This is a genomic window from Synechococcus sp. GEYO (genome assembly GCF_900473955.1).
Classification (GTDB): domain Bacteria; phylum Cyanobacteriota; class Cyanobacteriia; order PCC-6307; family Cyanobiaceae; genus Synechococcus_C.
On the sequence record NZ_UCNL01000008.1, the window covers coordinates 252522 to 278356 of the forward strand.

The 25835-nt window shown below is 53.2% G+C and carries 27 protein-coding genes and 1 tRNA gene; 21 read left to right on the forward strand and 7 right to left on the reverse strand.

Going from position 1 to position 25835, the window contains the following annotated elements; translation table 11 throughout:
• Positions 1 to 49 precede the first annotated feature (49 nt).
• Positions 50 to 964 carry an S-methyl-5'-thioadenosine phosphorylase gene (gene mtnP / locus DXY37_RS08480; protein WP_115126233.1) on the forward strand — a complete coding sequence of 305 codons (915 nt, stop codon included), beginning with the start codon at positions 50 to 52 and terminating at the stop codon, positions 962 to 964.
• Here mtnP and murQ read toward each other — a convergent pair.
• Genes murQ through dnaK form a run of 4 tightly spaced genes read right to left on the reverse strand, consistent with a single transcriptional unit; the run spans position 955 to position 5337 of the window.
• The gene (gene murQ / locus DXY37_RS08485; protein ID WP_170951818.1) at positions 955 to 1932 is read right to left on the reverse strand and encodes an N-acetylmuramic acid 6-phosphate etherase; all 978 of its coding nucleotides are present in this window, start codon (positions 1930 to 1932) and stop codon (positions 955 to 957) included. The two genes, mtnP and murQ, sit on opposite strands and share 10 nt — an antisense overlap.
• A gap of 2 nt (positions 1933 to 1934) precedes the next feature.
• Entirely contained in the window at positions 1935 to 2363 is a 429-nt protein-coding gene (locus DXY37_RS08490) for a DUF3110 domain-containing protein (RefSeq protein WP_115126234.1), read from the reverse strand.
• Positions 2364 to 2405: 42 nt separating this feature from the next.
• Positions 2406 to 3350 carry a DnaJ C-terminal domain-containing protein gene (locus DXY37_RS08495; RefSeq protein ID WP_115126235.1) on the reverse strand — a complete coding sequence of 315 codons (945 nt, stop codon included), beginning with the start codon at positions 3348 to 3350 and terminating at the stop codon, positions 2406 to 2408.
• Positions 3334 to 5337: a molecular chaperone DnaK gene (gene dnaK, locus DXY37_RS08500; RefSeq protein WP_115126236.1), complete on the reverse strand. Its 2004-nt coding sequence runs from the start codon at positions 5335 to 5337 to the stop codon at positions 3334 to 3336. Before dnaK ends, DXY37_RS08495 begins: the two co-directional genes overlap by 17 nt.
• Positions 5338 to 5482: 145 nt before the next feature.
• On the opposite strand from dnaK, the gene pstC reads away from it, so the two are divergent.
• From pstC to pstB, 3 genes are read left to right on the forward strand one after another with little or no spacing between them, the layout of a single operon-like run.
• Positions 5483 to 6430 (forward strand): phosphate ABC transporter permease subunit PstC, encoded by a 948-nt coding sequence (gene pstC, locus DXY37_RS08505; RefSeq protein WP_115126237.1) that lies wholly within the window; start codon positions 5483 to 5485, stop codon positions 6428 to 6430.
• 3 nt (positions 6431 to 6433) lie between these two features.
• A complete protein-coding gene (gene pstA / locus DXY37_RS08510; RefSeq protein WP_115126238.1) occupies positions 6434 to 7339 on the forward strand; it encodes a phosphate ABC transporter permease PstA in 906 nt (301 codons plus the stop codon).
• 59 nt (positions 7340 to 7398) lie between these two features.
• The gene (gene pstB / locus DXY37_RS08515) at positions 7399 to 8214 is read left to right on the forward strand and encodes a phosphate ABC transporter ATP-binding protein PstB (RefSeq protein ID WP_115126239.1); all 816 of its coding nucleotides are present in this window, start codon (positions 7399 to 7401) and stop codon (positions 8212 to 8214) included.
• 109 nt (positions 8215 to 8323) lie between these two features.
• On the opposite strand, the gene DXY37_RS08520 is transcribed toward pstB, so the two are convergent.
• Positions 8324 to 8410 (reverse strand) — tRNA-Ser (locus tag DXY37_RS08520).
• A 52-nt stretch (positions 8411 to 8462) separates the two neighbouring features.
• On the opposite strand from DXY37_RS08520, the gene DXY37_RS08525 reads away from it, so the two are divergent.
• From DXY37_RS08525 to DXY37_RS08580, 12 genes are all read left to right on the forward strand, one after another.
• Complete coding sequence (locus tag DXY37_RS08525) at positions 8463 to 8846, forward strand: 2Fe-2S iron-sulfur cluster-binding protein (RefSeq protein WP_067094742.1); 384 nt, start codon at positions 8463 to 8465, stop codon at positions 8844 to 8846.
• Positions 8843 to 9712, forward strand: a complete 870-nt coding sequence (locus DXY37_RS08530; RefSeq protein WP_115126240.1) for an inositol monophosphatase family protein — start codon at positions 8843 to 8845, stop codon at positions 9710 to 9712. Before DXY37_RS08525 ends, DXY37_RS08530 begins: the two co-directional genes overlap by 4 nt.
• A gap of 42 nt (positions 9713 to 9754) precedes the next feature.
• Positions 9755 to 10933 (forward strand): ATP phosphoribosyltransferase regulatory subunit, encoded by a 1179-nt coding sequence (locus DXY37_RS08535; RefSeq protein ID WP_115126241.1) that lies wholly within the window; start codon positions 9755 to 9757, stop codon positions 10931 to 10933.
• A gap of 24 nt (positions 10934 to 10957) precedes the next feature.
• The gene (locus DXY37_RS08540) at positions 10958 to 11188 is read left to right on the forward strand and encodes a ferredoxin family protein (protein WP_115126242.1); all 231 of its coding nucleotides are present in this window, start codon (positions 10958 to 10960) and stop codon (positions 11186 to 11188) included.
• Positions 11189 to 11266: 78 nt separating this feature from the next.
• Complete coding sequence (gene htpG, locus DXY37_RS08545; protein ID WP_115126243.1) at positions 11267 to 13168, forward strand: molecular chaperone HtpG; 1902 nt, start codon at positions 11267 to 11269, stop codon at positions 13166 to 13168.
• A gap of 61 nt (positions 13169 to 13229) precedes the next feature.
• A complete protein-coding gene (gene rpmB / locus DXY37_RS08550; protein ID WP_066907589.1) occupies positions 13230 to 13466 on the forward strand; it encodes a 50S ribosomal protein L28 in 237 nt (78 codons plus the stop codon).
• A 27-nt stretch (positions 13467 to 13493) separates the two neighbouring features.
• On the forward strand, positions 13494 to 14051 hold the full coding sequence (locus DXY37_RS08555; RefSeq protein WP_371638088.1) for a peroxiredoxin: 558 nt from the start codon (positions 13494 to 13496) through the stop codon (positions 14049 to 14051).
• A gap of 60 nt (positions 14052 to 14111) precedes the next feature.
• Positions 14112 to 15602 carry a glucosylglycerol-phosphate synthase gene (gene ggpS / locus DXY37_RS08560; RefSeq protein ID WP_115126244.1) on the forward strand — a complete coding sequence of 497 codons (1491 nt, stop codon included), beginning with the start codon at positions 14112 to 14114 and terminating at the stop codon, positions 15600 to 15602.
• A gap of 121 nt (positions 15603 to 15723) precedes the next feature.
• Positions 15724 to 16884, forward strand: coding sequence for an ABC transporter substrate-binding protein (locus tag DXY37_RS08565; RefSeq protein ID WP_244276987.1), 1161 nt, complete (start codon positions 15724 to 15726; stop codon positions 16882 to 16884).
• Positions 16884 to 17759: a carbohydrate ABC transporter permease gene (locus tag DXY37_RS08570; RefSeq protein WP_115126246.1), complete on the forward strand. Its 876-nt coding sequence runs from the start codon at positions 16884 to 16886 to the stop codon at positions 17757 to 17759. Before DXY37_RS08565 ends, DXY37_RS08570 begins: the two co-directional genes overlap by 1 nt.
• The gene (locus DXY37_RS08575) at positions 17756 to 18571 is read left to right on the forward strand and encodes a carbohydrate ABC transporter permease (RefSeq protein WP_115126247.1); all 816 of its coding nucleotides are present in this window, start codon (positions 17756 to 17758) and stop codon (positions 18569 to 18571) included. The genes DXY37_RS08570 and DXY37_RS08575 overlap by 4 nt, the downstream gene beginning before the upstream one ends.
• Positions 18568 to 19542, forward strand: coding sequence for an ABC transporter ATP-binding protein (locus tag DXY37_RS08580; protein WP_115126248.1), 975 nt, complete (start codon positions 18568 to 18570; stop codon positions 19540 to 19542). The genes DXY37_RS08575 and DXY37_RS08580 overlap by 4 nt, the downstream gene beginning before the upstream one ends.
• Here DXY37_RS08580 and csaB read toward each other — a convergent pair.
• Complete coding sequence (csaB, locus tag DXY37_RS08585) at positions 19531 to 20610, reverse strand: polysaccharide pyruvyl transferase CsaB (protein WP_244276989.1); 1080 nt, start codon at positions 20608 to 20610, stop codon at positions 19531 to 19533. The genes DXY37_RS08580 and csaB overlap by 12 nt on opposite strands.
• Before the next feature lie 72 nt (positions 20611 to 20682).
• Between csaB and DXY37_RS08590 the strand changes: the two genes are divergently transcribed.
• The 3 genes from DXY37_RS08590 (at position 20683) to psaK (ending at position 21606) form a co-directional block, all read left to right on the forward strand.
• Positions 20683 to 20991, forward strand: coding sequence for a DUF2499 domain-containing protein (locus DXY37_RS08590; protein WP_115126249.1), 309 nt, complete (start codon positions 20683 to 20685; stop codon positions 20989 to 20991).
• Positions 20991 to 21281, forward strand: coding sequence for a DUF3593 domain-containing protein (locus DXY37_RS08595; protein ID WP_170951820.1), 291 nt, complete (start codon positions 20991 to 20993; stop codon positions 21279 to 21281). The genes DXY37_RS08590 and DXY37_RS08595 overlap by 1 nt, the downstream gene beginning before the upstream one ends.
• A 67-nt stretch (positions 21282 to 21348) precedes the next feature.
• Positions 21349 to 21606: a photosystem I reaction center subunit PsaK gene (gene psaK / locus DXY37_RS08600; protein WP_115126251.1), complete on the forward strand. Its 258-nt coding sequence runs from the start codon at positions 21349 to 21351 to the stop codon at positions 21604 to 21606.
• A 62-nt stretch (positions 21607 to 21668) separates the two neighbouring features.
• On the opposite strand, the gene dxs is transcribed toward psaK, so the two are convergent.
• Positions 21669 to 23612 carry a 1-deoxy-D-xylulose-5-phosphate synthase gene (dxs, locus tag DXY37_RS08605; RefSeq protein WP_115126252.1) on the reverse strand — a complete coding sequence of 648 codons (1944 nt, stop codon included), beginning with the start codon at positions 23610 to 23612 and terminating at the stop codon, positions 21669 to 21671.
• 77 nt (positions 23613 to 23689) lie between these two features.
• Here dxs and ilvA point away from each other — a divergent pair, with 77 nt between their 5' ends.
• Both ilvA and scpB read left to right on the forward strand, forming a co-directional pair.
• A complete protein-coding gene (gene ilvA, locus DXY37_RS08610; protein ID WP_115126253.1) occupies positions 23690 to 25213 on the forward strand; it encodes a threonine ammonia-lyase, biosynthetic in 1524 nt (507 codons plus the stop codon).
• A 54-nt stretch (positions 25214 to 25267) separates the two neighbouring features.
• A complete protein-coding gene (scpB, locus tag DXY37_RS08615) occupies positions 25268 to 25816 on the forward strand; it encodes an SMC-Scp complex subunit ScpB (RefSeq protein WP_244276991.1) in 549 nt (182 codons plus the stop codon).
• Positions 25817 to 25835: the final 19 nt, after the last annotated feature.

A 25835-nucleotide genomic window follows, 5' to 3' on the forward strand; every position in this document is an offset into this window, starting at 1 on the left:
AAAACACCATGCTAGGCAGGTGACTGTGCAGGCCGACCTCAACCACGCCATGTGTCAAACAGCCTCAGGCCCAGAGCTTGATTCCGCCCGGGTGGGAGTGATCGGTGGCAGCGGTCTCTATTCCATCAACAACCTGGAATCGGTGCGTGAAGTGCAAACCGACACTCCGTTTGGCAAGCCATCGGATGCACTGAGAGTCGGAACACTCCATGGCGTTGAAGTGGTTTTTCTGGCTCGTCATGGAAGTCAGCACCATCTGCTTCCCAGCGAAGTGCCTTATCGAGCCAACATCTGGGCCATGCGAAGCCTCGGAGTGCGCTGGCTGATTTCAGTGTCTGCCGTGGGATCGCTGAGGGAACACCTGAGACCACGCGACATGGTGGTGCCTCATCAATTCATCGATCGGACCAGGCAACGCCCTCAGTCATTTTTCGGAGACGGATGCGTTGCGCACGTCAGCTTGGCTGATCCCTTCTGCCCCATCCTCAGTGAATGGTTGGCAACGTCAGCAGCGACCGCCATGCCCGTAGATCACCATCTGCATCGTGGTGGAACCTATCTCTGCATGGAAGGTCCAGCGTTTTCAACCCGTGCAGAAAGCGAGCTCTACCGAAGCTGGGGTTGCGATGTGATTGGCATGACCAACCACACGGAAGCACGCTTGGCAAGAGAAGCAGAAATCGCCTATGCCTCACTCAGCATGGTGACAGACTTCGACTGCTGGCACGACGACCATGACGCCGTCACCGTGGAAATGGTGATCGGCAACCTCAAAGCCAATGCAACGGCAACTGGACCAATTCTGGAAAGCCTGATGGGCAGCTTCAGCAAAGAGCGGCCCGAATCGCCAGCACACCGAGCACTGGAACATGCGCTGATGACGCCTCCTGAGGCGGTTCCTGCAGCAACCCGTGAGCGCCTCGACCTGTTCACCAGTCCTTACTGGGGCAGCGTTCAACCCTGAACAGGGAGAAACTTGCCCTGACTGGCCAGCGCTGATCTGAGATCAGCAGCATGAGCTTCAAGCAGAGCATCAGCTTCATTCGCCCCCAGATCACAACTGCCCATCAGCAGTGCACGTTTCACCGATCCCTGGGCGCGTTCCAACAGATCTAGAGCAGCGTCTCGTTTCATCCCGAGAAGGTCCCTGAGCATCCGAATGGAGCGGTCAACAAGTTTGCTGTTGCTGGCAGCAACGTCGACCATCCGGTTGCCGTAAACCTTGCCAAGCCGAACCATCACGCCTGTTGAGAGAATATTCAGTGCCATTTTTGTGGCCGTTCCAGCCTTCAGGCGCGTTGAACCTGTCAACAGCTCAGGTCCTGTCAGCAGTCGAACGTCGATCGCACAAGGCAGAGGTGCCTGCTCCGAGGGAACACACGCCATGGCAATCGTGAGTGCACCGAGCTGCTTGGCATAGCTGAGTCCACCGCGGACGTAAGGAGTCGTCCCTCCCGCAGCGATACCAACCAAGCAATCCTCCGCGCGAAAACCACGTTCCTGAAGATCAGTGATCGCAGCAGATTCAAGATCTTCAAGACCCTCGGAACTCCGCAACAGAGCCGGAGCGCCCCCGGCAAGAATGCCCTGCACCAGCTCCGGTGGGCTGCAGAAAGTGGGTGGACATTCGGCAGCATCCAGAACGCCAAGTCGCCCTGAGGTGCCTGCACCCAGATAAAACAATCGGCCGCTCCGCTGAAGTCGTTCGGCAATTGCGTCAACGGCCTGGCTCAGAGCCTTTCTCGCCGCAAACACAGCCTCTTGGGGCCTGCGATCCTCGTCGATGAACAGCTCGACCAATGCATCGGTGGAGAGCTGATCTAGTTGATCACTCGCTGGATTCACCTGTTCGGTGAGCAGATAGCCCCGGTCATCTGAGGGAGACACCAAAGCGGAGCTGGAACCAGAGCCAATGGATGGGACGTCAGCCATGTTTAGAGAAGGCCCTCAAGGCGCCGTCGCACATCATCAAGATCCTGGATGGAGGAGTCGGATTCGTCCTTGGATGCGAGGTCCTGCCCCTGGGTCGGATCCTGTTCCGGCTCCTGCTCCTGCCAATTGGCCACGTCACGATTGGCACTCGGTGGCGCCAGCATCAGCCGTTCATCATCCGACTGAGGCACAAAACCATCGGAGACAAATCGGGCCTCATAACCGGCATCACGGCAGAACAACTCGATCTCCTCACGATCGAGAGCTTCAACGGTGGGTGTTGGAAAGTCCTGCGCTTCCAGTAGTCCTGCATAGCGATCAGCATCATCGCGGTTCTCAAACATCAACACCACCGTCTGACCTGAGAGCTCGAGGGAGTGAATGCCTTCGCTGTCCTGTCCTGCGTCGTACAGGAGCACGTGAACCAACATGCTGATCAATCGTCAACAGCAGTCTCTCATCGGAACAGCGGCTTAGAAGGTGTTGGCACGCTCGAGACTGAGTTCCTGCAGTCGTTGATAAAGCGCCCGTTCATCGTCATCCAGGGCCGCTGGGATCACGATCACAATTTCCACAAGTTGGTCGCCGCAATCGTCTCCAAGCTGAAGACCGCGACCGCGCAATCTCAGCAATCGTCCGCTGGATGAACCGGGAGGAACCTGGAGGGTCACCGGTCCAGAAAGAGTGGGTACATCAACGGCACAACCAAGCGCTGCGTCCGGAGGCAGCAACTCAAGTCGGTAATGCACCCGAAGACCATCAATGCGCAGACCGTCATCCGTGATCACCCGCAGATGCAGGAAATGATCGCGACCTCCCGGTGCAACACCCTCCAGACGCAACCGCCATCCATCTCCTGCCCGAGGCGGAGTCCCGACTTCAACCAGGGTGCCGTCACCGAGTTCCAACTCCACGGTTGTGCCCTGAAGGGCCTGATCCGGTGAGAGATCAACAATCGTTTCCAGATCGTCTTCACTGCGCACCGGAGGGGGTGGTTGTGGCGAGGCCTCAGGCCAGTGAGCCCCATAGGCCTGATCAGTCTCTGCGCTTGGCTCTGACGACTGCTCTCGCTCGTCATGGTCTCTTGGAGCCTGTTCTCGACGAATAGGCTCTCGTTCCAGACCCAGGACAACAGCTAGGTAGTCCTCAAAATCGGGAAATCCAGTGCTGAAAGGGTCAGTTGCAGCAACTCCTCCGCGTTGGCGCGTCTGCCATTCCTTACGCCGGTCAGGATTGCTGAGTACGGCATAGGCCTCATTGACCAGCTTGAAACGTTCTTCAGCGTGACGATCATTGCCATTCAGATCGGGATGCCAGCGTCTGGCTTCACGCCTGAATGCCCGCTTGAGCGCGTCTGGAGCTGCACCAGGCTCCAGACCAAGCAATGACCAGTAGTCCGGTTCAGCGGAAGTTGTCATCGTCCCAAGGGTCAATCCCTCTTCGTCCACCGCTCATGCGTCCGTCGTAACGGTCGTAGCGGGATTGTGGCGATGCCCAGGGGTCATCATCCCAGTCGTCTTCAGCAAACAGTTCATCCTTGAGAGTGCCGAGAGTGCTTTTGAGTCCCTGCAAGGGACCTGCCTCTGTCTGACGCTCAGCCGTGAGGCGACGGTTCAGACCGAATAACGCTTCCTGAAGACCGCTCACAGCCATCTCGAGCTCTTGAAGATCATCCTGTTGCAGGAGATCCTGAACATCACGAACCGACATCTCCACCGCCCTTTGCTGACGTTCAGCTCCGTAAGGGCCGAGCTCCAGCGAAGCGTCACGAAGGCGCCGCTCTGCTTGTGCCACCAGAGTCATCGCCGAATTGCGCCTCTCAATGGTGGAACGCTTGCGACGGTCTTCATCAGCGCGCGCTTCGGCTTCAGCAAGGAGACCCTGAATTTCATCCTCACTGAGCGTTGATCCTCCTTGGATGGTCACAGACTGCTTCCGGCCCGTTGTCCGATCCGTTGCACTCACCTGAAGGATTCCGTTGGCATCGATGTCAAAGGCAACCTGAATCTGAGGAACACCACGCGGCGCGGGAGGAATACCCGAGAGACGGAAACGTCCGAGTGACTTGTTATCTGTCGCCATCTGGCGCTCTCCCTGCCAGACATGAATTTCGACAGAGGATTGATTGGGCTCAGAAGTACTGAACACGTCGGACTGACGAACAGGGATCTGGGTATTGCGCGGAATCAGCACCTTCATCAGCCCTCCGATGGTTTCCAAACCCAGCGAAAGCGGCGTGACGTCATTGAGAAGCAGATCGCGCAATTCACCGGTGATAATTCCTGCCTGGACCGCTGCACCCACGGCAACGACCTCATCTGGATTCACCGACTGGCAGGGATCATTGGGAATCAGTGTTCTGACCAACTGCTGCACCATCGGCATGCGGGTGCTTCCGCCAACAAGCACCACGTCATCAATATCTTCAGCGGCCCAACCGGAATCTCTGAGCGCTGACTGAACCGGAACGAGCAACCGGTCGAGAAGATCAGGGCACAAACCCTCAAAAGTCTCCCGGTCGAGTGTTGTTTCGATGTGAAGAGGACCATCAGCGCCCGTAGCAATGAAGGGCAGAGAAATGGGGGTTGAGGTCACCCCGGAGAGCTCCTGCTTGGCCTTTTCAGCAGCTTCGGTGAGTCGTTGCAGAGCCTGACGATCACGCCTGAGGTCGACAGCGTGCTCCTTGAGAAACGCTTCCGCGAGCCAGTCAACAATGCGTTGATCAAAGTCGTTGCCCCCCAGTTGGGTGTCTCCATTGGTGGCTTTGACATCGAAAACACCATTGGCGATCCTCAGCAGCGACACATCGAAGGTTCCGCCGCCGAGATCAAAAACGAGGGCGCGACGGACCGCACTGCGATCAAAGCCGTAAGCGAGAGCAGCAGCAGTGGGTTCGTTGAGAATCCGCTCAACATTGATACCCGCTAAGCGACCGGCATCGCGAGTGGCCTGACGCTGGGCATCATTGAAGTAGGCGGGAACAGTGATGACTGCAGATTCCACCTCTTCTCCGAGATAGGTCGAAGCGTCATCCACCAGCTTGCGCAGGATGCTGGCCACGAGTTCCTCAGGGGCATACTCACGCTCGGTCTGAGGACACGCCACGCGGACATTGCCTTGGCTGTTGGAACGGACCGTGTAGGGAACGGTGAGGGATCCGTCGTCGAGCTCATCCCAGGCCCGACCAACAAAACGCTTGAGGTTGGAGAAGGTGTTGCGCGGATTGAGAACCAGCTGACGTCGAGCTGGTTGACCCACCAGTAGTTCGTTGTCTTTGGTGTACCCCAAGACAGAGGGGGTCGTGCGGGTCCCCTCCGCATTGGCAATCACCACGGGCCGCCCGGCCTCAAGAACAGCCACGACGGAATTGGTGGTACCCAGGTCGATTCCGACGATCCGGCCCATAAAAGCCTGTGTGGAATCCCACGGTAACGGCCCAAACAGCTCTCACCCAGCCCCCGCACACGCAATCCCACAGGGTGCGTTAACGAGCTCTTAGTGACCCTGGTCCCGTTGGACCGTTACGTTTCAAGAGTCTGTGCGGAACAGAATGCCTAGGTCGTTGGAGCTGTATCGCTTACGGCGACGTCCGCCAATGGAGAAATCGGTGGATGGCGGCTTCAGGATCCTGGCGATCGTGCTGGCCTCCGTGGTGGCAATGGTTCTACTGGCGATCCTCATCGTGGTGTTCTGGGGATCGCTGGATTCGATGGGCAGATATGGCTGGTCATTTCTGGTGACCTCCAACTGGAATCCCGTCAAAGATGAATACGGGGCCTTCACAGCCATTTATGGAACGCTGCTGACATCACTGCTGGCCCTGCTCATTGCTGTGCCTCTCGGCGTGGGAACTGCGATTTTCATCACCGAAAACATCATTCCCCCAAGAATCCGAACGTTGATCGGGTTGATGGTGGAGTTGCTGGCGGCGATTCCCTCAGTGGTGTTGGGGCTTTGGGCCATCTTCGTGATGGAACCGTTCATCCGTCCATTCCTTGAAGTTCTGCACAACACCCTTGGCTGGCTACCTCTCTTTTCAACAAATCCCATGGGACCTGGAATCACACCAGCGGTGTTGATTCTGGTTGTGATGATTCTGCCGATCATCACGGCGATCTCCAGGGACTCACTCAACCAGGTGCCGATGAAGCTGCGTCAAGCCGCCTATGGCGTAGGCACAACACGCTGGGGGGCCATTCTCAACGTGATGTTGCCCGCTGCCATTTCAGGAATTGTGGGTGGTGTGATGCTGGCACTAGGACGTGCCATGGGCGAAACGATGGCCGTCACCATGATCATTGGCAATTCGAACACCTTCAGCTGGTCACTGCTTGCACCTGGGAACACCATTTCTGCCATGCTTGCCAATCAGTTTGGAGAAGCCGACGGAAGCCAAGTTTCGTCGTTGATGTATGCAGCATTCATCTTGATGATTCTCACCCTGGCGGTGAACCTTCTTGCCCAATGGTTGGTCAAACGTCTGAGCCTCAAGTACTGAACTATGACACTTTCACCACCAGCAAGCCTGAGGCGAGATATTCCAGACCTGTCATACAAGGTGGGATTGAGGCGCAATTTACTCAGCAGAATTCTCACGTATCTGGCCGGATTATTCTCAGCTATTGCCGTTCTTCCGTTAATTGCCGTACTGGCTTATGTGCTGATCAAGGGTGGTGGAGTTCTCAATCTAAGTCTATTCACTGCATCATCTACAGGACTTGAAGGTGGCGGAATTGGCAATGCGGTAATCGGAACAGTCATCGTGACCTTTCTATCGGCTCTGATCGCCATTCCAGTCGGGGTAGGAGGTGGAATTTTTCTCGCTGAGTATTCAGGAGGGGGAGTCTTTGCAAAGTTTATTCGCTTCGGGACCAACGTCATGGCTGGTGTCCCGTCAATTATTGCCGGTGTCTTTGTTTATGCCGTGATCGTCAAAACAAAGATTATTTTTGGAAACTCTTACAGTGCAATTGCAGGGGGAGTTGCATTATCAATTTTGATGTTACCGACGGTCATCAAGACCACCGACGAGGGGCTCAAGCTGGTTCCCGACGACCTCCGCCGCGCCTCATTGGGTGTGGGCGCATCAAAGTTCATCACGATTCTGCGAATCACCCTTCCTTCAGCCTTCACACCCATTGCCACGGGTGTGGTTTTATCCATTGCGAGAGCAGCAGGAGAGACAGCACCATTAATCTTCACGGCCTTATTTTCACCCTTCTGGCCTGAGGGATTCGATGCAATTTTCAACCCGATCGCCACACTTTCAGTACTGATTTACAACTTTGCCTCTCTGCCCTATGAATCTCAGAACGAACTCGCTTGGGCAGCATCGTTCGTACTTGTTCTATTTATCCTGCTCATCAATCTGTTTGCTCGGTGGCTAAGACGTTTTGCCTCCAATTGAGGTACCACTCTTTACCCGATCACTTGATATCCATTTTTTCAAAAAGTCAGTCACTCCTCATGACTTCCACCAGCCAGAAGAGCAACGCAGATTCAAAAGACATCTGCCTCTCGATTCAGAACACCACAATCAGCTACGGCAGCTACGAGGCTGTCAAGAACGTTTACTGCGATATTCCTCGAGGCAAAGTCACTGCATTTATCGGTCCATCAGGTTGCGGAAAATCAACGGTCCTGAGAGCACTGAATCGGATGAATGATCTGATTGATGGCTGCAGCCTGAAGGGTCGCGTTCTATTCGATGGAGCAGATCTTTATGGCCCCTCAGTGGATCCGGTAGAAGTGCGGCGCCGGATTGGCATGGTGTTCCAGCAGCCGAATCCGTTTCCAAAAAGTATCTACGAAAATATTGCTTTCGGAGCTCGAATCAACGGATATACCGGGGATATGGATGAGTTGGTTGAACGATCCCTACGCCAGGCTGCAGTTTGGGATGAGTGCAAAGACAAACTCAATGAGAGTGGCTACTCCCTATCTGGTGGTCAACAACAACGCCTCTGCATTGCACGCACAATCGCGATTCAACCGGAAGTGATCCTGATGGATGAACCCTGCTCAGCTCTAGATCCAATCTCAACATTGAAAATCGAGGAAACAATGCATGAATTGAAGAAGAGTTTCACAATCGTGATTGTGACTCACAATATGCAACAGGCCTTGAGAGTGAGTGATATGACCGCTTTCTTTAATGCTGAAGCGGTCGAAGGAGGATCTGGAAAAGTCGGTTATCTCGTGGAGTTCAATGAAACAGAAATGATCTTCAATTCACCCTCTCAACAAGCCACGCAGGATTACGTGTCAGGTCGATTCGGTTGATCAAGAGTTTGTTGGATGAATTTGAGCTATCAAGCAGGAGATTGGTCATTGGAGATCGCTCACTGCGATCGTGCCAATAAAAAACCGGTCCCATAGGACCGGCGGAAAACGGAGAGGGAGGGATTCGAACCCTCGATAGAGTTGCCCCTATACAGCATTTCCAGTGCTGCGCCTTCGACCACTCGGCCACCTCTCCAGGGGCTCGTCTGGCACGTCAGAATGTAGCAGGGCGTTTCCATATGAACTGAATGAGGCCGACTCATCGGGTCACGATCCACTGGAGACAGCAAGGGCGGGTGATTTCCCATGAAGTGCCGGAGGGCGATTACATCCTGCAGAGCTTTGAACAACAGGGAGATCCCTTGCCTTTTTCCTGCAGAAACGGATGTTGCACAAGCTGCGCTGTTCGTGTTGAGCAAGGTGAACTGGATCAACAGGAAGCGATGGGACTTTCCAGAGAACTGAGAGCCAAGGGCTATGGGCTTCTCTGCGTTGCAAGAGCCATTGGCCCGCTTGTCGCGGAAACTCAGGATGAGGATGAGGTCTACGACCTGCAATTCGGTCGTCACTTCGGCCGGGGCAAGATCACCCGCGACATCCCTCTTGAGGAACTCGAAACCTGGAAGGAATGAGAAAGCAACATCTGGATTGCGATGCAGCCGCAGCAGAAGCCGGGCTGACGTCGTTGAGACTCGAAGAACTCAGTCAGGTCGCCAGAACGACAGCTGATCTGGGTGGATCGGTGCTGATGCAGCATTACGGACAACGCGTCTCAATCCGAGAGAAAGGACGAGCCGGAGATCTGGTCACCGATGCGGACCTCGCTGCCGAGAAAGCGGTCCTGAGAAGTCTTGGCGAAGCAACCCCCGAAATTCCAGTTTTGGCCGAGGAATCAGGAGCACAGGGTGATGTTTCCGAACTGTGCTGGTGTGTTGACCCTCTCGATGGCACGACGAATTTCGCGCACGGATACCCCTTTTTTGCCACATCCATCGGCTTGCTCTGGAGAGGTCTACCGATCCTTGGGGCTGTAGCTGTTCCATTTTTGCAGGAGGTGTTCTGGTGCTGTCCTGGCACAGGAGCGTTCCTCCACGACCATCGCATCGAGGTGAGTGTCTGCTCGTCGCTACAAGACAGCCTGCTAGTCACGGGATTCGCCTATGACCGCAGGGAGCGCGTAGACAACAACTACGCGGAGTTCTGCCGGCTGACCCATACAACAAGGGGTGTGCGCCGCGGTGGTGCGGCAGCAGTCGATTTGGCCTACGTGGCTGCAGGACGACTCGACGGTTACTGGGAGCGAGGCTTATCTCCCTGGGATCTGACAGCTGGCGCTGCTTTGGTGGTGATCGCAGGAGGAGAAGTCAGTGATTACCGAGCACAGAATTACGACGTTTCATCCGGTCGGATTTTGGCCACTGGCCCTGGTCTGCACAGCGCACTACAGAAAGAACTCGAGGGGATCGAACCTTTCGCAGAACAGCTCTACGCGGACTGAAACCCAAGCCATGGGATCCTGATCGAAGCAGCGACAGGCGCGATGGCCCTGCAACCCGCCTCAGGCGTGAGAGATCTCAATCCTCAGCAGGTTCAACGCAACCAGGAACTCAGGGAAACACTGGCCGCGGTGTTTCGTCTTTGGGGATACGAGGAAGTCACGCCTCCCAGGATTGAACGGATGGACACTCTCAAGGCTGGAGGAGCCATCGACAGCAGAGACATCGTTCGACTTGTTTCGGATGAACCACTGGGCTTGAGACCAGAACTGACCGCCTCCATTGCCAGAGCAGCCTGCACAAGGCTGTTAGAGCGTCAACGACCACTACGTCTCTGGAGTTGCGGAACGGTTTTCGAGTCCAGAACCGCCGACGAAGGCGGTCAGTGCATTGAGGAGAACCTGCACTGCGGGGTTGAGCTGTTCGGAGGCCTGGGTGTTGAGTCGGAACTGGAGTTGTTCAGTCTCTTGCTGGCATCGCTGAAGGGTCTGAACCTGAACGCGAGCCATCAACCAAGGCTGTTGATCGGACACACCAGCCTGATGGACCTGTTGCTCGAACCCTTTGAGTCGAAGCAAAGAAACAGGATCCGTACCTGCCTCAGTCAGTACGACCGACTGGGACTGCAGGACCAGGGATTAGAGCGCGCTGCGTATCACAATCTGGCTTACTGGCTTGACCGACGAGGCAGTCCCCAGGACATTCTCAACGCACTGGATGCGCAGTATCCGAATCAAGCGGTGCTAGAGCAGCTTCAGAGACTGTTCACGCATCTGCGCCCTCTTGCTGAACAGTTGGGTCTGACACTGCAACTCGACCCCACATTCCAACCTCATTACGAGCTTTACGACGGAATCGTGCTGCAACTGGTCTGTCAAGGAACATCCGCTCCGGTTGTGATTGCGCGCGGCGGACGATACGACTCACTGGTCAGGAGACTTGGCGGTGAAGGAGCTGAGGCAACCGGTCTGGGTTTCAGCTACTGCGTTGATGACATCAGGGATCTGCCGGGAGATTCGATCACCACAACCCATGAGGAGACCGCGGCACTGATCTGTTATGGGCCCAAACAAACTCTGGAGTCGGCACTGCAACGCCAGATGACTCTCCACCAACAGGGAAGGATCAGCGTGCTGGATCATCGTGCCTGCAGCGATCACGCTGAAGCATTAGATCGTCTGAATCAATCGGGCTGCGACAGTCTCGAATGGATCGATCCCTAGGATCGGTCGGCACTGAATGGATGCATGGCCCACACGATCGTGACCGATGTCTGCGAAGGCGCGGGCGATTGCGTAGACGCCTGCCCTGTCGCTTGCATCACACCTGGGGACGGTCAAAACAAAAAAGGATCTAAGTATTACTGGATTGATTTCGATACCTGTATCAACTGCAGCGTCTGTCTACAGATCTGCCCCATTGAGGGCGCAATCCTGCCCGAGGAGCAACCAGACCTCCAACGCCCACGGACACGCTGACGTACGGAAAACTCACCAAGGGACCTCTTGATCAGCAGCACCCACCCTGACTAATTTTCGGCAAGCTCATGTGTGCTGATGTCGGTGCTTGAACAGGGTCAGATTCAGATCCATACCGAAAACATTTTTCCAATCATCAAAAAGGCCGTTTACTCAGGCCACGAAGTATTTCTAAGAGAACTTGTCAGCAACGGTACTGATGCCATTAGCAAGCGCCGCATGGCAGCAATGGCAGGAGATTGTTCTGAAGGAGATGAGGGACTGATCAACATCACTGTTGATCGAGAAGCGAAGACGGTCAAAATCAGTGACAACGGAATCGGCATGACTGCCGACGAAGTAAAAAAGTACATAAACCAGGTCGCCTTCTCCAGTGCAGAGGATTTTCTGGAGAAATACAAACAGGAATCGGATGCCATCATCGGCCATTTCGGTCTTGGCTTCTATTCAAGCTTCATGGTTGCCAAGGAGGTGGAACTAATCACATGTTCAGCCCGTCCTAACAGTGAAGCGGTTCGCTGGGTATGCGACGGATCACCCGCATTCAAACTTGAGAGCCACGAAAGATCTAAGCCTGGAACAGATGTCATTCTTCATTTAATGGATGATGAGTTGGAGTACTTGGAGCCTGCAAGGTTACGCACACTGATTACTCAGTACTGCGACTTCATGCCCATTGATGTCCAACTCGAGGGCGAAAGCGTCAATAAGCGCAACCCAGCCTGGAGGAGAAATCCGAGAGAAATGTCCGATCAGGACTATATTGATCTTTACCACTATCTCTACCCATTTCAGGGTGATCCCCTCCTCTGGGTTCACTTAAATACCGACTACCCCTATACGCTGCAAGGCATCCTCTTCTTTCCTCAATCAGTAGGTCGAGCCGACTGGGAAAAGGGTGACATTCGTCTGTATTGCAACCAAGTCTATGTGAGCGATTCAATCAAAGAAATTGTGCCACGTTACTTGTTGCCACTTAGAGGAGTGATTGACTCTCCCGACATTCCTCTGAATGTGAGCAGAAGCGCTCTTCAAACGGATCGCAAAGTTCGATCAATTGGCAACTTTGTTGCCAAAAAAGTTGCTGATCGTTTGAAAAATTTAAAGAAAGATCAGCCAGAACAATATGCAGAAGCGTGGAATTCGCTAGCACCTTTTGTGAAAATCGGCGCCATGGAAGATGAGAAGTTTGCCGAGCAGGTTTCAGATCTGATTCTATTTACAACAACTGCAGAAGCAGCTGAAGGGCAAGCGGAACCCATCAAGGCCGGAGACAACAATTACACCACCTTGTCCTCGTATCAGGGCAGGCTTTCAGACCCGCAATCCAAACGGATTCTCTACTGCACTGATGAAGTGGCCCAGGCAGGTGCTTTGTCACTTTGGAAAAGCCAGGGGGCTGAAGTGGTTTTCGCCGAAACGGTTATTGATAGTCAGTTTCTGCCCTGGCTTGAAGCAACCAATGATCAGTTGAAATTCCAGAGAGTGGATGCGGAGCTCGACGAGAGCCTTCGCGAAGAAAAACCGGAAATCAGTGACCAGGATGGTGAAACGCAGAGTGAGTCGATCAGAAACCTGATCAAGGAAGCACTGAGCAATGACAAAGTCACGATCCAGGTGCAGGCGCTGAAAGGAGGTGAAGACGCTCCACCAGCCATGATCTTGCTTCCGGAGCAGATGCGGCGCATGAATGACATGGGTGCTCTGATGGATCAACGCTTGCCAGGATTACCCGATCATCACGTGCTACTGATCAACCGTCGGCATCCACTTGTCGAAGGCCTGCTGCGATTGTCTGCAGGAAGTATTTTGCTCGGAACCGAGCATTCGTCCCCAAGCAAGCAACTGGCTTCAGAACTCGCACTGCACCTGTATGACATGGCACGTCTGAGCGTAGGAGGACTGGAACCCAATGAGCTGGCGGGCTTCCAGACACGCAGCGCCAAACTGATGTCCGAGCTAGTCAACAAGGGGACCTGACCGGGTCTGTTTGCTAAATTGGGTGCCTGGCCATTGGCCACTGAAACAAAGGATCGTCATCATGTCCCGGGTGTGTCAGCTCACTGGTACGCGTGCCAACAACGGAATGGCAGTGAGCCACTCCCATATCAGAACCAAAAAGCTGCAGCAAGCCAATTTGCAGCAGCGACGACTCTGGTGGGCAGAAGGCAACCGCTGGGTCAATCTGAGGATCACAACCCGTGCCCTGAAGACTATTCAAAAGAAAGGTCTTGGTGCCTATGCCAAGTCCCTGGGCATTGATTTGGCCAAAGTCTGAATCGTTACTGACATGCCTCAGCTTGTGCTGAAACGTCGAGACTTCCTCGGCATCACAATGACTGGGGCTGCAGCTCTATTCTGGAAACCGTCAAAAGCAAAGGCCCTTGGAGGCAAACTCCCCGATATTGGAGAGCAAGCACCAGACTTCAACCTGCCAGGCACTCTGGGGGGAAGCGCGTCAAAAAATTGGAATCTTGACGACTGGTCCGGTCGCTGGTTGGTGCTTTATTTCTATCCGAGAGATTTCACGTCTGGTTGCACGATTGAAGCCCATGGCTTCCAGGAATCACTCAAAGAGTTCAACGCTCATCAGTGCGATATTGCTGCTGTTTCAGCTGACAGCGTTGATGATCACGAATCATTTTGCAGCAGCGAAGGACTGGACTTCACGTTGCTTTCTGATCCTGAAGGCAAAGTCAGTCGACAGTATGGGTCGTGGATGGCCCCTTACTCACTCCGGCACACGTTTTTGATCGATCCGAAAGGTGTTTTACGTGCTAGCTGGACCGGTGTCAGACCAGTTGGGCATGCTCAGGACGTGCTAAAGACTTTGTTGTCAGAACAGAGTAACTCCATTGCTTAACAGAATCTCTGATGAGCTGGATCGCGGAGTTAAACCAAAATCATATGGGAGTTCATGTCAATGGATTTAAACTTAGGCAGCAGTAATTTTATTATTCTTTATCATCGAACACCTTTCGATGAAGCAAAAGACGAAACAGGTCAAAGGGTTTGGCGTGACCAAAAAAGTCCGAATGGCATTATTCCGACTCTGAGAAACCTGTTCCGAGACCGAGACAACGGAACCTGGATTGCTTGGCGACAGGTCAATGACCTAGCAAATGCAGAAGACGAACGAATTGCGATGGATGATCCTGCGTCATTCATGCTGAGACGAATACCACTTGAACAGGCACAGATTTCAAGTTTTTATCACGTTACTTCCAAGGAATCATTCTGGCCTATTTTACATACTTTCCCAAATTATTTTGATGTCAACAACACCAATTGGGGAATTTTCGAAGAAGTCAATCAACGCTTTGCGGATGCTGCATGCTCCGAAGCAGCACCAGGGGCAACTGTGTGGGTTCATGATTACAACCTTTGGCTTGTTCCTGGATATATTCGAAGCAAACGCTCAGACTTAAAAATAGCTTTTTTCCACCACACACCATTCCCAAGTAGTGATGTTTTTTCCATCCTTCCCTGGCGGAAGCAGATTGTGGAAAGCTTGCTAAGTTGCGACGTGGTTGGATTTCATATTCCACGCTATACAGAGAATTTCGCAAGGGCTGCCAATTGCCTACTAGGCGTAGAAAAAGGTAAGAAACAAACCGTTCCTCTTCGATTTCTCGGTTGCGGAACTGCCTTGACAGAGCCATCTGAAACCCCCTGGCTGCAGTACCGAGGGCGAAAGGTTCGTCTCCTATCGTCTCCAGTTGGAACATCTCCAGACGTTATTCAAGCGCTCACTAAAGATCAGCATGTCCGTAATTTGTCAGAACGGATCAATGAAGATACAAAGAAAGGACGGAAGCTGATTCTTTCTGCCAGCAGGGTCGATTACACCAAAGGGAACGAAGAGCTGTTGCTGGCATTTGAGCGACTACTTGAACGTCGTCCCGACCTACACGGAACAGTTGTGCTGATGCTGGCCTGTGTTGCTGCAGCATCAGGAATGCGAATCTATGAAGACACTCAGCGACTCATTGAAGAAACAGCTGGGCGTATTAATGGACGTTTCAGCAAAATGGACTGGGTTCCAATTCGTTTCTCAACTCGCAGAATTCCCTATGAGGAGATGGTGGCCTGGTTTTCACAAGCAGATATCTGTTGGATTACACCACTTCGTGACGGTCTCAACCTGGTAGCTAAGGAATATGCCGCCGCAAGGAAAGGTCAGGATGGAGTACTCGTTCTGTCTGAATTCACAGGAGCTTCAGTCATTCTAGATGGTGCAGTTCTGACCAATCCTTATTCGCATAAACAGATGGATGCTGCGATTGACGCAGCAATTGATATGCCCACTTCAGAACAAGTCGAAAGGATGGAGAAAATGAGTTCAGCAGTTGAAGCATTCACTGTTACGGACTGGGCAGATGAACAAATCGGTGCACTTGAGACCCAGGAGTAAAACCATGCTCTGGATCAGGAGGAGATCATTCAGGCTGTTGATGATGTCCATCATCGTCATCGCCAGCTGTCTCTTTGGTCTTTCTGTGGTTGCAAGACAGCCAGACCATATCTCAATCTTGATGCCAGCTCCTTTTGCTGATTCGACTGTTGAACTAGTCAAAAGTTTTAATCAGCAGAACAAGGGTCGGATTCATCTGAATGTGATCAGGGGGCCTCTCGAAACTGAGGCAATTTCAGACTTGGCAATCAGCAGTCTTTTATTAGGTGATACACCCTTTGACGGACTACTGATGGACGTGACCTGGGTTCCGAAATATGCAAGGGCGGGCTGGCTCGAATCCCTTGACAACTATTTCAACAACGATGAAGTGAGAGCTCTTGCATCAGGAGCCAGTGAAGGAAATCATTACCAGGGGTCACTCCTGCGTTGGCCGCTCACTGCAGATATCGGTCTTCTGTACTGGCGTACAGACCTGATGGATCACCCCCCTCAAACTCCGCAGGAACTGGAGAACATCAGTCGGAAACTTCAATCCAACGGCATGGTCCCCTATGGCTACGTGTGGCAGGGAAGGCAATATGAAGGGCTCAGTTGTGTTTTTCTGGAAATTATTGATGGATTTGGTGGTGAGTGGTTTTCACCCGAATCCGAGGAGATTGGCTTGGACAAGCCAGCTGGCCTTGCTGCTGCGCAGTGGCTCGATGGCCTGATTCAACGAGGCATCAGTCCAAGGGCCGTCACCAACTTTTCTGAGTCTGAAGCCTTACAAAGTTTCAAGTCTGGTCAGGCGGCCTTCATGCGCAACTGGCCTTACGCCTGGGCTGAATTACAAAAAAACGACAGTCTGGTCAGGGATAAAATCGCAATCACCACGATGGTCGCGCAAACGGGCCATCAACCTGCTGCAACCCTAGGAAGTTGGGGACTGAGTTTATTAAAGGGTTCCGCACATCCTGAATCAACCGTTGAGGCTTTTAAATTCCTCACCAGCGAGGAGTCGCAACGTTATTTGTACAGCCAATACGGCTATACACCAACCCAGAAAGCGATCTTCAATGATCAGACCCTGCTGAAGAAGCATCCTTCTTTGCAATCCATCGGTGAGGCCTTGGTGTATGCACGCTCCAGACCAGAGACTCCCCTTTATGCGCAGGTCAGTGATGTTCTACAGAGGAAACTCAGCGGCACACTCACAGGCATGACATCCCCAATAGCAGGCATGCAACAAGCCGAGCAATCGACAACTCAGGTGCTACAAGCAGCAGGAGCAGCTCCCTAATGCCATTAATGCTGCTGCTCCTGCCATCCCTGGTCTTCCTGATTGCGGTGTTTGCATTGCCGCTGATTCGCTACGTGTGGCTAAGCTTCCATGCTGATTCCGTGATGACAGCTCTGGTAGCCATCCCCAATCAGGGGGCTAACTGGCAACGGTTCATTCATGATTCTCGTTATTGGCAGGACCTGCTCCAGACGCTTCGCTTCGCCTTTGTCTCAGTGACGGCTGAGGTCGTACTCGGCTTGATCATTGCCTTGATCCTCAATCAGCCGTTGCGCAAACGGGCACTGATCCGATCCTCCTCATTGATTCCATGGGCCTTGCCCACAACAGTGATGGCGCTGGGCTGGAGATGGATTTTCAATACTCCCTATGGACCCATTGACCGGCTGATGCAATCTGGATTGGGACGACCACTCAACGCTCTTGGAGAACCTTCGATTGCATGGATCACCACTGTCTACGCGGACATCTGGAAAACCACGCCATTTGTTGCGCTGATCCTGCTTGCTGGCCTGCAGACCATTCCTTCTGATCTGTACGAAGCCGCAAAATTGGAGGGGGCAGGTCCCTGGATTTGCCTAAGGCGTATCACGGTTCCTCTATTACTTCCCTATCTGGGTCTTGCACTGATGTTCCGACTTGCTCAGGCATTCGGAGTGTTTGATCTTGTGCAGGTGATGACCGGAGGTGGACCGGCCAGCAGTACAGAAAGTATTGCTCTGTATGCCTATTGGAACGCTCTACGTTTTCTCGATTTTGGATATAGCGCAACCATCATGATTAGCAGCTTCGTGATTCTCAGTTCACTGATTGTTATTGCATGGTTCGTGATCTCGTTCGCACGAAACCGTTCCCCAGGAGCTTTCGCAAAATGAAAGCAACACGTTTCGTGATTATCACTTTGTTGATATGGTCGCTCGGACCACTGGCCTGGCAGCTTTACACCTCGTTCTGCACGGATCAAGCTCTGGTGACACCGTTTGCATCACTTGATCAACGCTGGACACTCGCCCATTATCAAAGTGTTTTACATAGCAATCCACCGTTCATTCGCTACCTCTTCAATAGTTTATTCGCAGGAGCAGTCTCTACAGTCCTCACGCTGCTATTGGCAATTCCTGCTGGTTATAGCCTAAGCAAACTTGGCCAGCGAACTGCACTGATTATTAAATGTATCTTAATTGGATGTGCATTATTCCCCTATGTTCTGCTCTTTCTAGCATTACTGGAGATCGCCAGATACCTACAATTAGGAAACAACCTGATTGCACTTGCTATTCCCTATGCAGCCCTATCGCAACCTTTGGCAGTTCTGCTGCTCACGAATGCATTTTCAGATCTGCCTCCAGAGCTCGAAGATGCTGCCAGAGTTGAAGGGTTAAGCGTTCTTCAACGATTTCGTTGGATATTGCTTCCACTCATTTCACCAGCCATTGCCAGCACAGCGATTCTTGTTTTTCTGTTCTCTTGGAATGAATATCCAATCGCACTCACATGGATCAGCGACTCAGATCAATTAACACTGCCAGTTGCGATGGCAAGAATTGCAGGATCATCCATTCATTCAGTTCCTTATGGTCCTTATGCAGCAGCGACAGTGATTGGTTCAATTCCCCTCATCCTGTTGGTGATGGTGTTCCAAAAACCGATTATTTCGGGCTTAACCACTGGAGCTGTTAAGGGATGACACTCGAACTCAAGCAGGTTGGACGAGCAATCAACAACCAATGGATTGTTGAAAACCTGACCATGACGGTCGCAGATAATGAATGTCTTGCTCTCGTTGGGCCCAGTGGTTGCGGCAAAAGCACAACATTGCGCTTAATTGCAGGACTTGATCCTGTTAGCTACGGATCGATTCACATCAGTGGTCGTAACATCACAACCCTTTCACCTGCTGAGCGAAGCGTTGGCATGGTGTTTCAAAGTTATGCGCTGCTTCCTCACCTAACGGTGTTTGAAAACCTCGAACTTGGTTTGCGGATCAGAGGCATATCAAAACGCGAAAGAACCTCAAAAATCAAACAGATTCTTGAGCTGGTGCAACTTTGGAATCGAGCCAGCAACCGCCCTGCTGAGCTCTCAGGTGGTCAACGTCAAAGAGTTGCTTTAGCTAGGGCACTGCTCAGAAACCCTGAGGTTTATCTGCTCGATGAACCAATGAGCAATCTGGATGCACAATTAAGAGAAGATATTCGTCCGGAACTTCGTCGACTGGTCTTAGAGCAAAGCAAACCAACGATTTATGTCACTCATGATCAACATGAAGCAATGGCGATGGCACAACGAATCGCTGTACTTCATGAAGGGAAAATCGAACAAATTGATACCCCTTACAATCTCTACCACAATCCTTGCAGCCTTTTCGTTGCGCGATTCATTGGTCGACCACAAATCAATTGTCTGAACGATGAGTCAAATCGTCTTCGTGCCGTGAGACCAGAATCGATTCGTTTTTCTGATTCAGGATTAACTGGCAAGCTTCAATCGAGAGAATGGCTGGGGAATTCTCAGTTGCTGTTCCTTGAAACACAACGAGGACTGATTCGAATGATGGCACCTCCAGAACAGGTGATTCCAGAACAGATCAAATTGACCTGGCGGGTTGAAGACGAAATTCTCTTCAACCCTGAAACAGGGTGTCGTTTAAACCGATAATTTTTGAAGCTCACCAACAAGCATGGTCTCGTGAAGCTGAGCATCACGCTTTAATTGCTCGATCTGTGAGCCATCGGGTTGAGCTGTCATGGCTGACTGCCATTGTTGATTCAACTGATCAGCATTGAGCGCATCATTTAGATCGACCCAGGGCAAGTCGGCTAGTTGTGCCGCTGCCTTCACTTTCGGGTCATAACTCAGCGCCGCGGTCGGGCAACCTGCCGTTGCGGCAAGAATCAAAGCATGCAGACGCATTGCGATGACCAGTGCAGATTCACTAAATAACGACTGGACTTGTTGAAGAGACTCTGCCTGCATCTGCAGCGAACGTCGACACAATCCCTCAGGAATTAGATCACGACTGCGAAGCTCATTCCACAATGAGGCATCTTGATCTGCATGGAAAGCCAGCCAGATCACCTCAGCACAACCACTGGAACTGAATCGATCCACCGCATCGAGCAGAACCCTCCAGCCCTTGATGTCCAATAAAGGGGTGGGTCTCCAGCAAAGGATCAGCCGGTTTCCACCCATCCAGGGTGGCGAAGGATGGCGCCAAACAGGATCAGGACCCATCACCATGGGAATGTCGAGTTCCCAGCGCTGCGCCAGCCCCATGGAGCCAGGATCCCTCCAAGACACAGCGCTCACTCCTGCGAGTGTTTGCTTCACCAAGAAATGACTGAATCGACCCTGCAATGGACCCAGACCCTGACCCCAGAGCAGAATGGAAAGACGCTTGAAACGGGCAATCCAGAGAAGAACGAGATAATAAACAAGGCTTTTAAAGCTGGTTCCGTCCTGAAGCAAACTGCCCCCACCAAGAACCAGAGCATCAACGCGGTTCAGAGCCTGAATGGTTTCCGATAGTGATCGACGATTCACAGTTGACACACCGGGAACCAACGCATGAACAGCCTCTGAATCCATTGCTGTGACGACAAGGTCCCAATCGGAAGGGATCTGCGATACCAACACTTGAAGCAAAGCATCGTCGCCGAGATTGTGCTCTCCGTAATAACCACAGAGCAACACGCTCAACTTCCGCCCACTGCGAAACGCCTTCACCAGCAATCAACAGTTGATCTGACCATTATCCAAGTCTTCAACCATTACGGTGAACGACACCATTGAAACGACATGCACGCACTATCTCTGGGGACGTGGTGGATTCACTGGGCCTCAGTGGCTGAATGGCTGATGGCCATCGTGCTGATTCATCAATACAAACCCGATGGGCAGACAGCCTCAACGCAGCGGATCGCGTGGGCGATGCTTCCAGCTCTCGTCAGTGCAATGGCAGCGTGCACCTGGCATCTCTACGACAACGCTGAAGAATTGCGCTGGCTGGTCACGCTCCAGGCATCATTCACCCTGATCGGCAACGCCATGCTGGCCTGGGCCGCATGGTCGAGCAAAGCGCCAACAAGCTTGGAGGATGAGATCTGATGCCTGACTTCGATCCATCACCGTTGTTCGCACTCTCTCTGTTTCCTTATCTGATTTTTCTGTATTACCTGGGTCAACGTCGGTTGCTTCCCACCCTCAGCCGGCGTGGCTTTCAGCTCACACTGTTGTTTGTCGGAATCACCATTGCAGCAGCTGTGATCGCTGATCTGAAATTTGGAACTGAGTTGGTGGCGATCGATCCCCTGCATGGCGGAGCTGAAGCTTTCCTGACGCTCAGCAACGCCGTCATCGTGGCAGGCCTGATCGGGTATCAAAAAGTACTGCGATGAACAACTTTTACAAGTGCTAGGCGTGTGTGCCTAAAGGCTGGAAGATAAATCGTTGCCTCTGATCTTCATGCTCGCTCCACTACTGGCCATTGCTCCCGCCACGCTGACTTGGTCTCCAAAGGTGGGGCTTGTGATGATCGTCTGCAACGTCATCGCCATCATGATCGGCAAATCAGTGATCAAGTACCCGAATGAGGGAGCTCAGTTGCCCAACCCGGCATTCTTTGGGGGCATGAGTCACGCTTCTCTGCTGGCCACAACAAGCCTTGGCCACGTCATTGGCATGGGTGCGATTCTCGGCCTGGCAACCCGTGGGGTTCTTTGAAACCACTCTGAACTGATCTCTTCAAGTGCAGGGGGTGGCGAGGCCACCCCTTTTTTGTGGATTCAGCTACGAACCGAAGGGACTTCAACGCCAGCTTCAGAGGAGGTCTGAACCTTGTTGGTGATGAAGTTGAATCGATCCCGAATTCTCTCAGCCATCTGATCTGGGAGCAAACCAAGCGATTCGAAACTCTGCTGTGGCGTGGCATGGTCCACCAGCACATCTGGAATTCCCAGCCTCATGACAGGCAAATGAAAATCTGAGTCCTGAAGGGACTCAATCACCGCGGAACCGAAGCCACCCTCTAACGACCCTTCTTCCATTGTGACGACACGACCGATGCGCTGGACCAATGGATGCAGCAGTGCTGTGTCGAGAGGCCTGAGGAATCGAGCGTTAACGACTGTTGCTTGAATCCCCTGAGCAGCAAGGATTTCAGCGGTTGCCATCGCTTTTGCATTCATGGCGCCATAGGCCACGATCACGAGATCATCACCAGACCGGAGAACTTCACCACAACCGATCGGAAGCGGTTCCCATCCTTCTTCCATCAATGGAACGCCTTCACCAGGACCCCTCGGAATTCGAATTGCGCAAGGCCCATCGTGCTTGAGGGAGCTGACCAGCATGCGTTGCAGTTCAGCCTCATCCTTGGGCGCCATCACCGTGAAGTTCGGTATGGAGCGCATATAACTGATGTCGTACTGGCCCTGGTGGGTAGGGCCATCGGCGCCAACGACGCCAGCGCGATCAAGCACGAATGTGACCGGCAGTTTCTGAATTCCTACATCGTGAATCAACTGGTCGAAAGCCCTTTGCAGGAAAGTGCTGTAGATGGCGACCACGGGGCGAAGGCCATCCGATGCCATGCCTGCAGCCAGAGTCACTGCATGCTGCTCAGCAATTCCCACGTCGATGTATTGATCAGGCAAAGCCTTTTGCAACAGGTCGAGTCCAGTGCCGGTGGCCATTGCCGCTGTTATTCCTACAACGCGGGGGTTTTGCTCACAGATCTTGACCAGAGTCTGTCCGAAAACCTTGCTGTAGCTGGGCGGTTTGGGAGTTTTGCTCGGACGGGCCTTACCGGTGTTCAGGTCAAAAGCCGACTGGGCGTGATATCCCACTTGGTCTGCCTCCGCGTAGGGGTAGCCCTTGCCCTTGGTGGTGAGCACATGCACCAGCACCGGACCACCCACACGGTGAGCTTCCTGGAACGTTCTCATCATCTCGGCGATGTCGTGACCGTCGACGGGCCCCATGTAAGTGAAGCCAAGTTCTTCAAACACAGCACCAACCTTGGGCACCGCCAGACGACGCATGCTGCCCTTGAGTCGGTTGAGTTCAGCGGGAAGATCACCACCCATGAAAGGGAGGTGACGCATACTTTCTTCCACACTGCCTGACAAAAACTGCATCGGAGGGCTGAGCCTCATCCGATTCAGATGACTTGAGAGCGCCCCGACCGGCGGGGAAATAGACATGTCGTTGTCGTTAAGCACCACCAGCAACGGTGTGTTGGGCATGTGTCCCGCATGGTTGATGGCCTCGAGGGCCATTCCGCCAGTGAGTGCTCCATCCCCAATGACCGCAACACATTTGTGGTCCTGGCCAAGGCGGTCGCGGGCCATGGCCATGCCCAGTGCGGCAGAAATAGACGTACTGGCGTGACCAGCACCGAAATGATCGAATGTGCTCTCACAACGTTTGAGATATCCAGCAACGCCGCCCTTTTGTCTAAGTGAATCGAAATCGGCGTAGCGACCTGTGATCAGCTTGTGCGGATATGCCTGGTGGCCAACATCCCAGACCACGCGGTCACGATCCAGATCAAGAGTTTGATAGAGCGCGAGTGTTAGCTCAACAACACCTAGACCCGGGCCAAGATGACCACCGCTGTTGGACACCACTTCCAGATGGCGCTGTCGAATCTGGGCCGCGACATCTTCAAGCTCTTCCACGGATAGACCATGCAGCTGATTGGGATGCGATAGATCGCTCAGGTGCATGAGCCTCCCGGCAGATTGAGTCAATCTACGAGGCATGCCTGCCACCCGTGAAAGCCACTGGTTGTCAGACTGTTTCGATGGATGATTACCTGCAGAGGATCCTGCGCGCGAGGGTTTACGACGTCGCCCGCGAAAGCCCGCTTGAGCCAGCGACGAATCTCAGCCGTCGTTTGAACAATCACGTTTGGCTCAAACGTGAGGATCTGCAACCAGTCTTTTCCTTCAAACTGCGCGGTGCTTACAACCGCATGGCTCAGCTGTCGGACGATGAACGTTCACGCGGTGTGATCGCCTCGAGCGCGGGTAACCATGCCCAGGGCGTTGCACTCAGCGCAGCCCATCTGAAATGCAGAGCAGTGATCGTTATGCCGATCACCACACCAAGCGTGAAGGTGGAAGCGGTTAGTCAGCTTGGCGGCGAGGTAATCCTTCACGGAGAGACCTATGACGAGGCCTATGCGGAGGCCCTAAGACGTAGTGAACAGGAAGGCCTCTGTTTCATCCATCCTTTCGATGATCCGGAGGTGATTGCTGGCCAGGGAACCGTGGGAATGGAAATCCTGCGCCAGAGCCAACAACCGCCAGATGCGATTTATGTGGCCATTGGTGGTGGTGGCCTGATTGGTGGAGTGGCCGCTTACGTCAAGAGCCTCTGGCCTGACATCGAAGTGATTGGCGTTGAACCCCATGACGCTGCTGCGATGACACTGTCACTTGAGGCCGGTGAAAGAATCCGCCTGCCTCAAGTGGGATTATTCGCGGATGGAGTGGCTGTGCGTGAGGTGGGAGAACACACCTTTCGACTGGCTCAGAAGTATGTGGACGCCATCGTCACGGTGAGCACCGATGAGATCTGCGCATCTATTAAAGATGTCTTTGAAGACACCCGATCCATCCTTGAACCGGCCGGTGCACTTGCTGTTGCAGGTCTGAAGGCCGATGTTTCCAGGCGCCAATTGAAAAATAAGCAGCTAGTGGCGATCGCCTGCGGCGCCAACATGAATTTCAACCGACTGCGCTTTGTTGCGGAACGGGCCGAGCTTGGTGAAGAGCGTGAGGCGATGTTTGCCGTGCAAATTCCGGAACAGCCCGGCAGCCTGCGCCAGCTGTCTGAACTCCTTCAGAAGCGCAGCCTCACAGAGTTCAGCTATCGGATGGGCGCTGGTGATCAGGCCCACATTTTCATGGGGATTCAGGTCAAGGATGTCCAGGACCGATCGGATCTACTGGCCTCCCTGCGCAGCAATGGATATGAGTGCCTGGATCTCAGCGACGACGAACTGGCCAAGGTTCATCTGCGTCACATGGTGGGAGGTCGTTTGCCGCAGAAGTCGGAGGAGCCGACTCAGGAGCTGCTGTACCGCTTTGAGTTCCCGGAACGGCCAGGTGCGCTGATGCGGTTTGTGAATGCCCTCCATTCAAATTGGAGCATAAGCATCTTTCACTATCGAAATCATGGTGCCGATGTCGGCCGGATCGTCGTGGGCGTTCTGGTCAGCCCCAACGAGCTCGAGTCATGGCAGGCGGTCCTCAAAGACCTTGGATATCCAAGCTGGGAAGAGACATCCAACCCCGCCTACCGAATTTTTCTGGGTCCCTGATGGCGCTCACTGGGATGGGCGTTACCTTGGCATGTCGGAATCAAGGATGCTGGCTTGGACCAGGGAAGCGATCAACCACGTAGTCACAGCGCCCAGGACGCTGCGTTGCTGGTATCACTCCCCGCTCGTCTTGAGGCGATCCTCTACCTGAAAGGGCGTCCAGTGTCGCTGCAGGAGCTCTCGTCCTTGGTTGGGCTCTCCGAAGCGGAGACCGAGCAGGGAATGCTGATCCTGATTGCTGGCTACGCGCAGCGAGACACCTCTCTGGAGATCAATCAGAGCAACGGTCGTTACAGCCTGCAGTTGCGTCCAGGTCTGGGTGAACTCGTGCGCGATCTGCTTCCCGTGAATCTTTCCACAGCCACGCTCAGAACCTTGGCCACGGTTGCACTCAAAAAAAGGATTCTCCAGTCGGATCTTGTGGATCTCAGAGGTTCAGGGGCCTACGACCACATCAAGGAACTGGTGAACCAAAACTTCATTGAACGCAAGCGTCAAAGTGAAGGACGCTCCTACTGGATCACCCTCTCCGAGAAGTTCCACAGAACCTTCTCCGTCCTTCCAGACCTTGGCGGTGGCTCCGAACCATCCCAGGCTGCATAGAGTTCTTTTAATTCCGCGA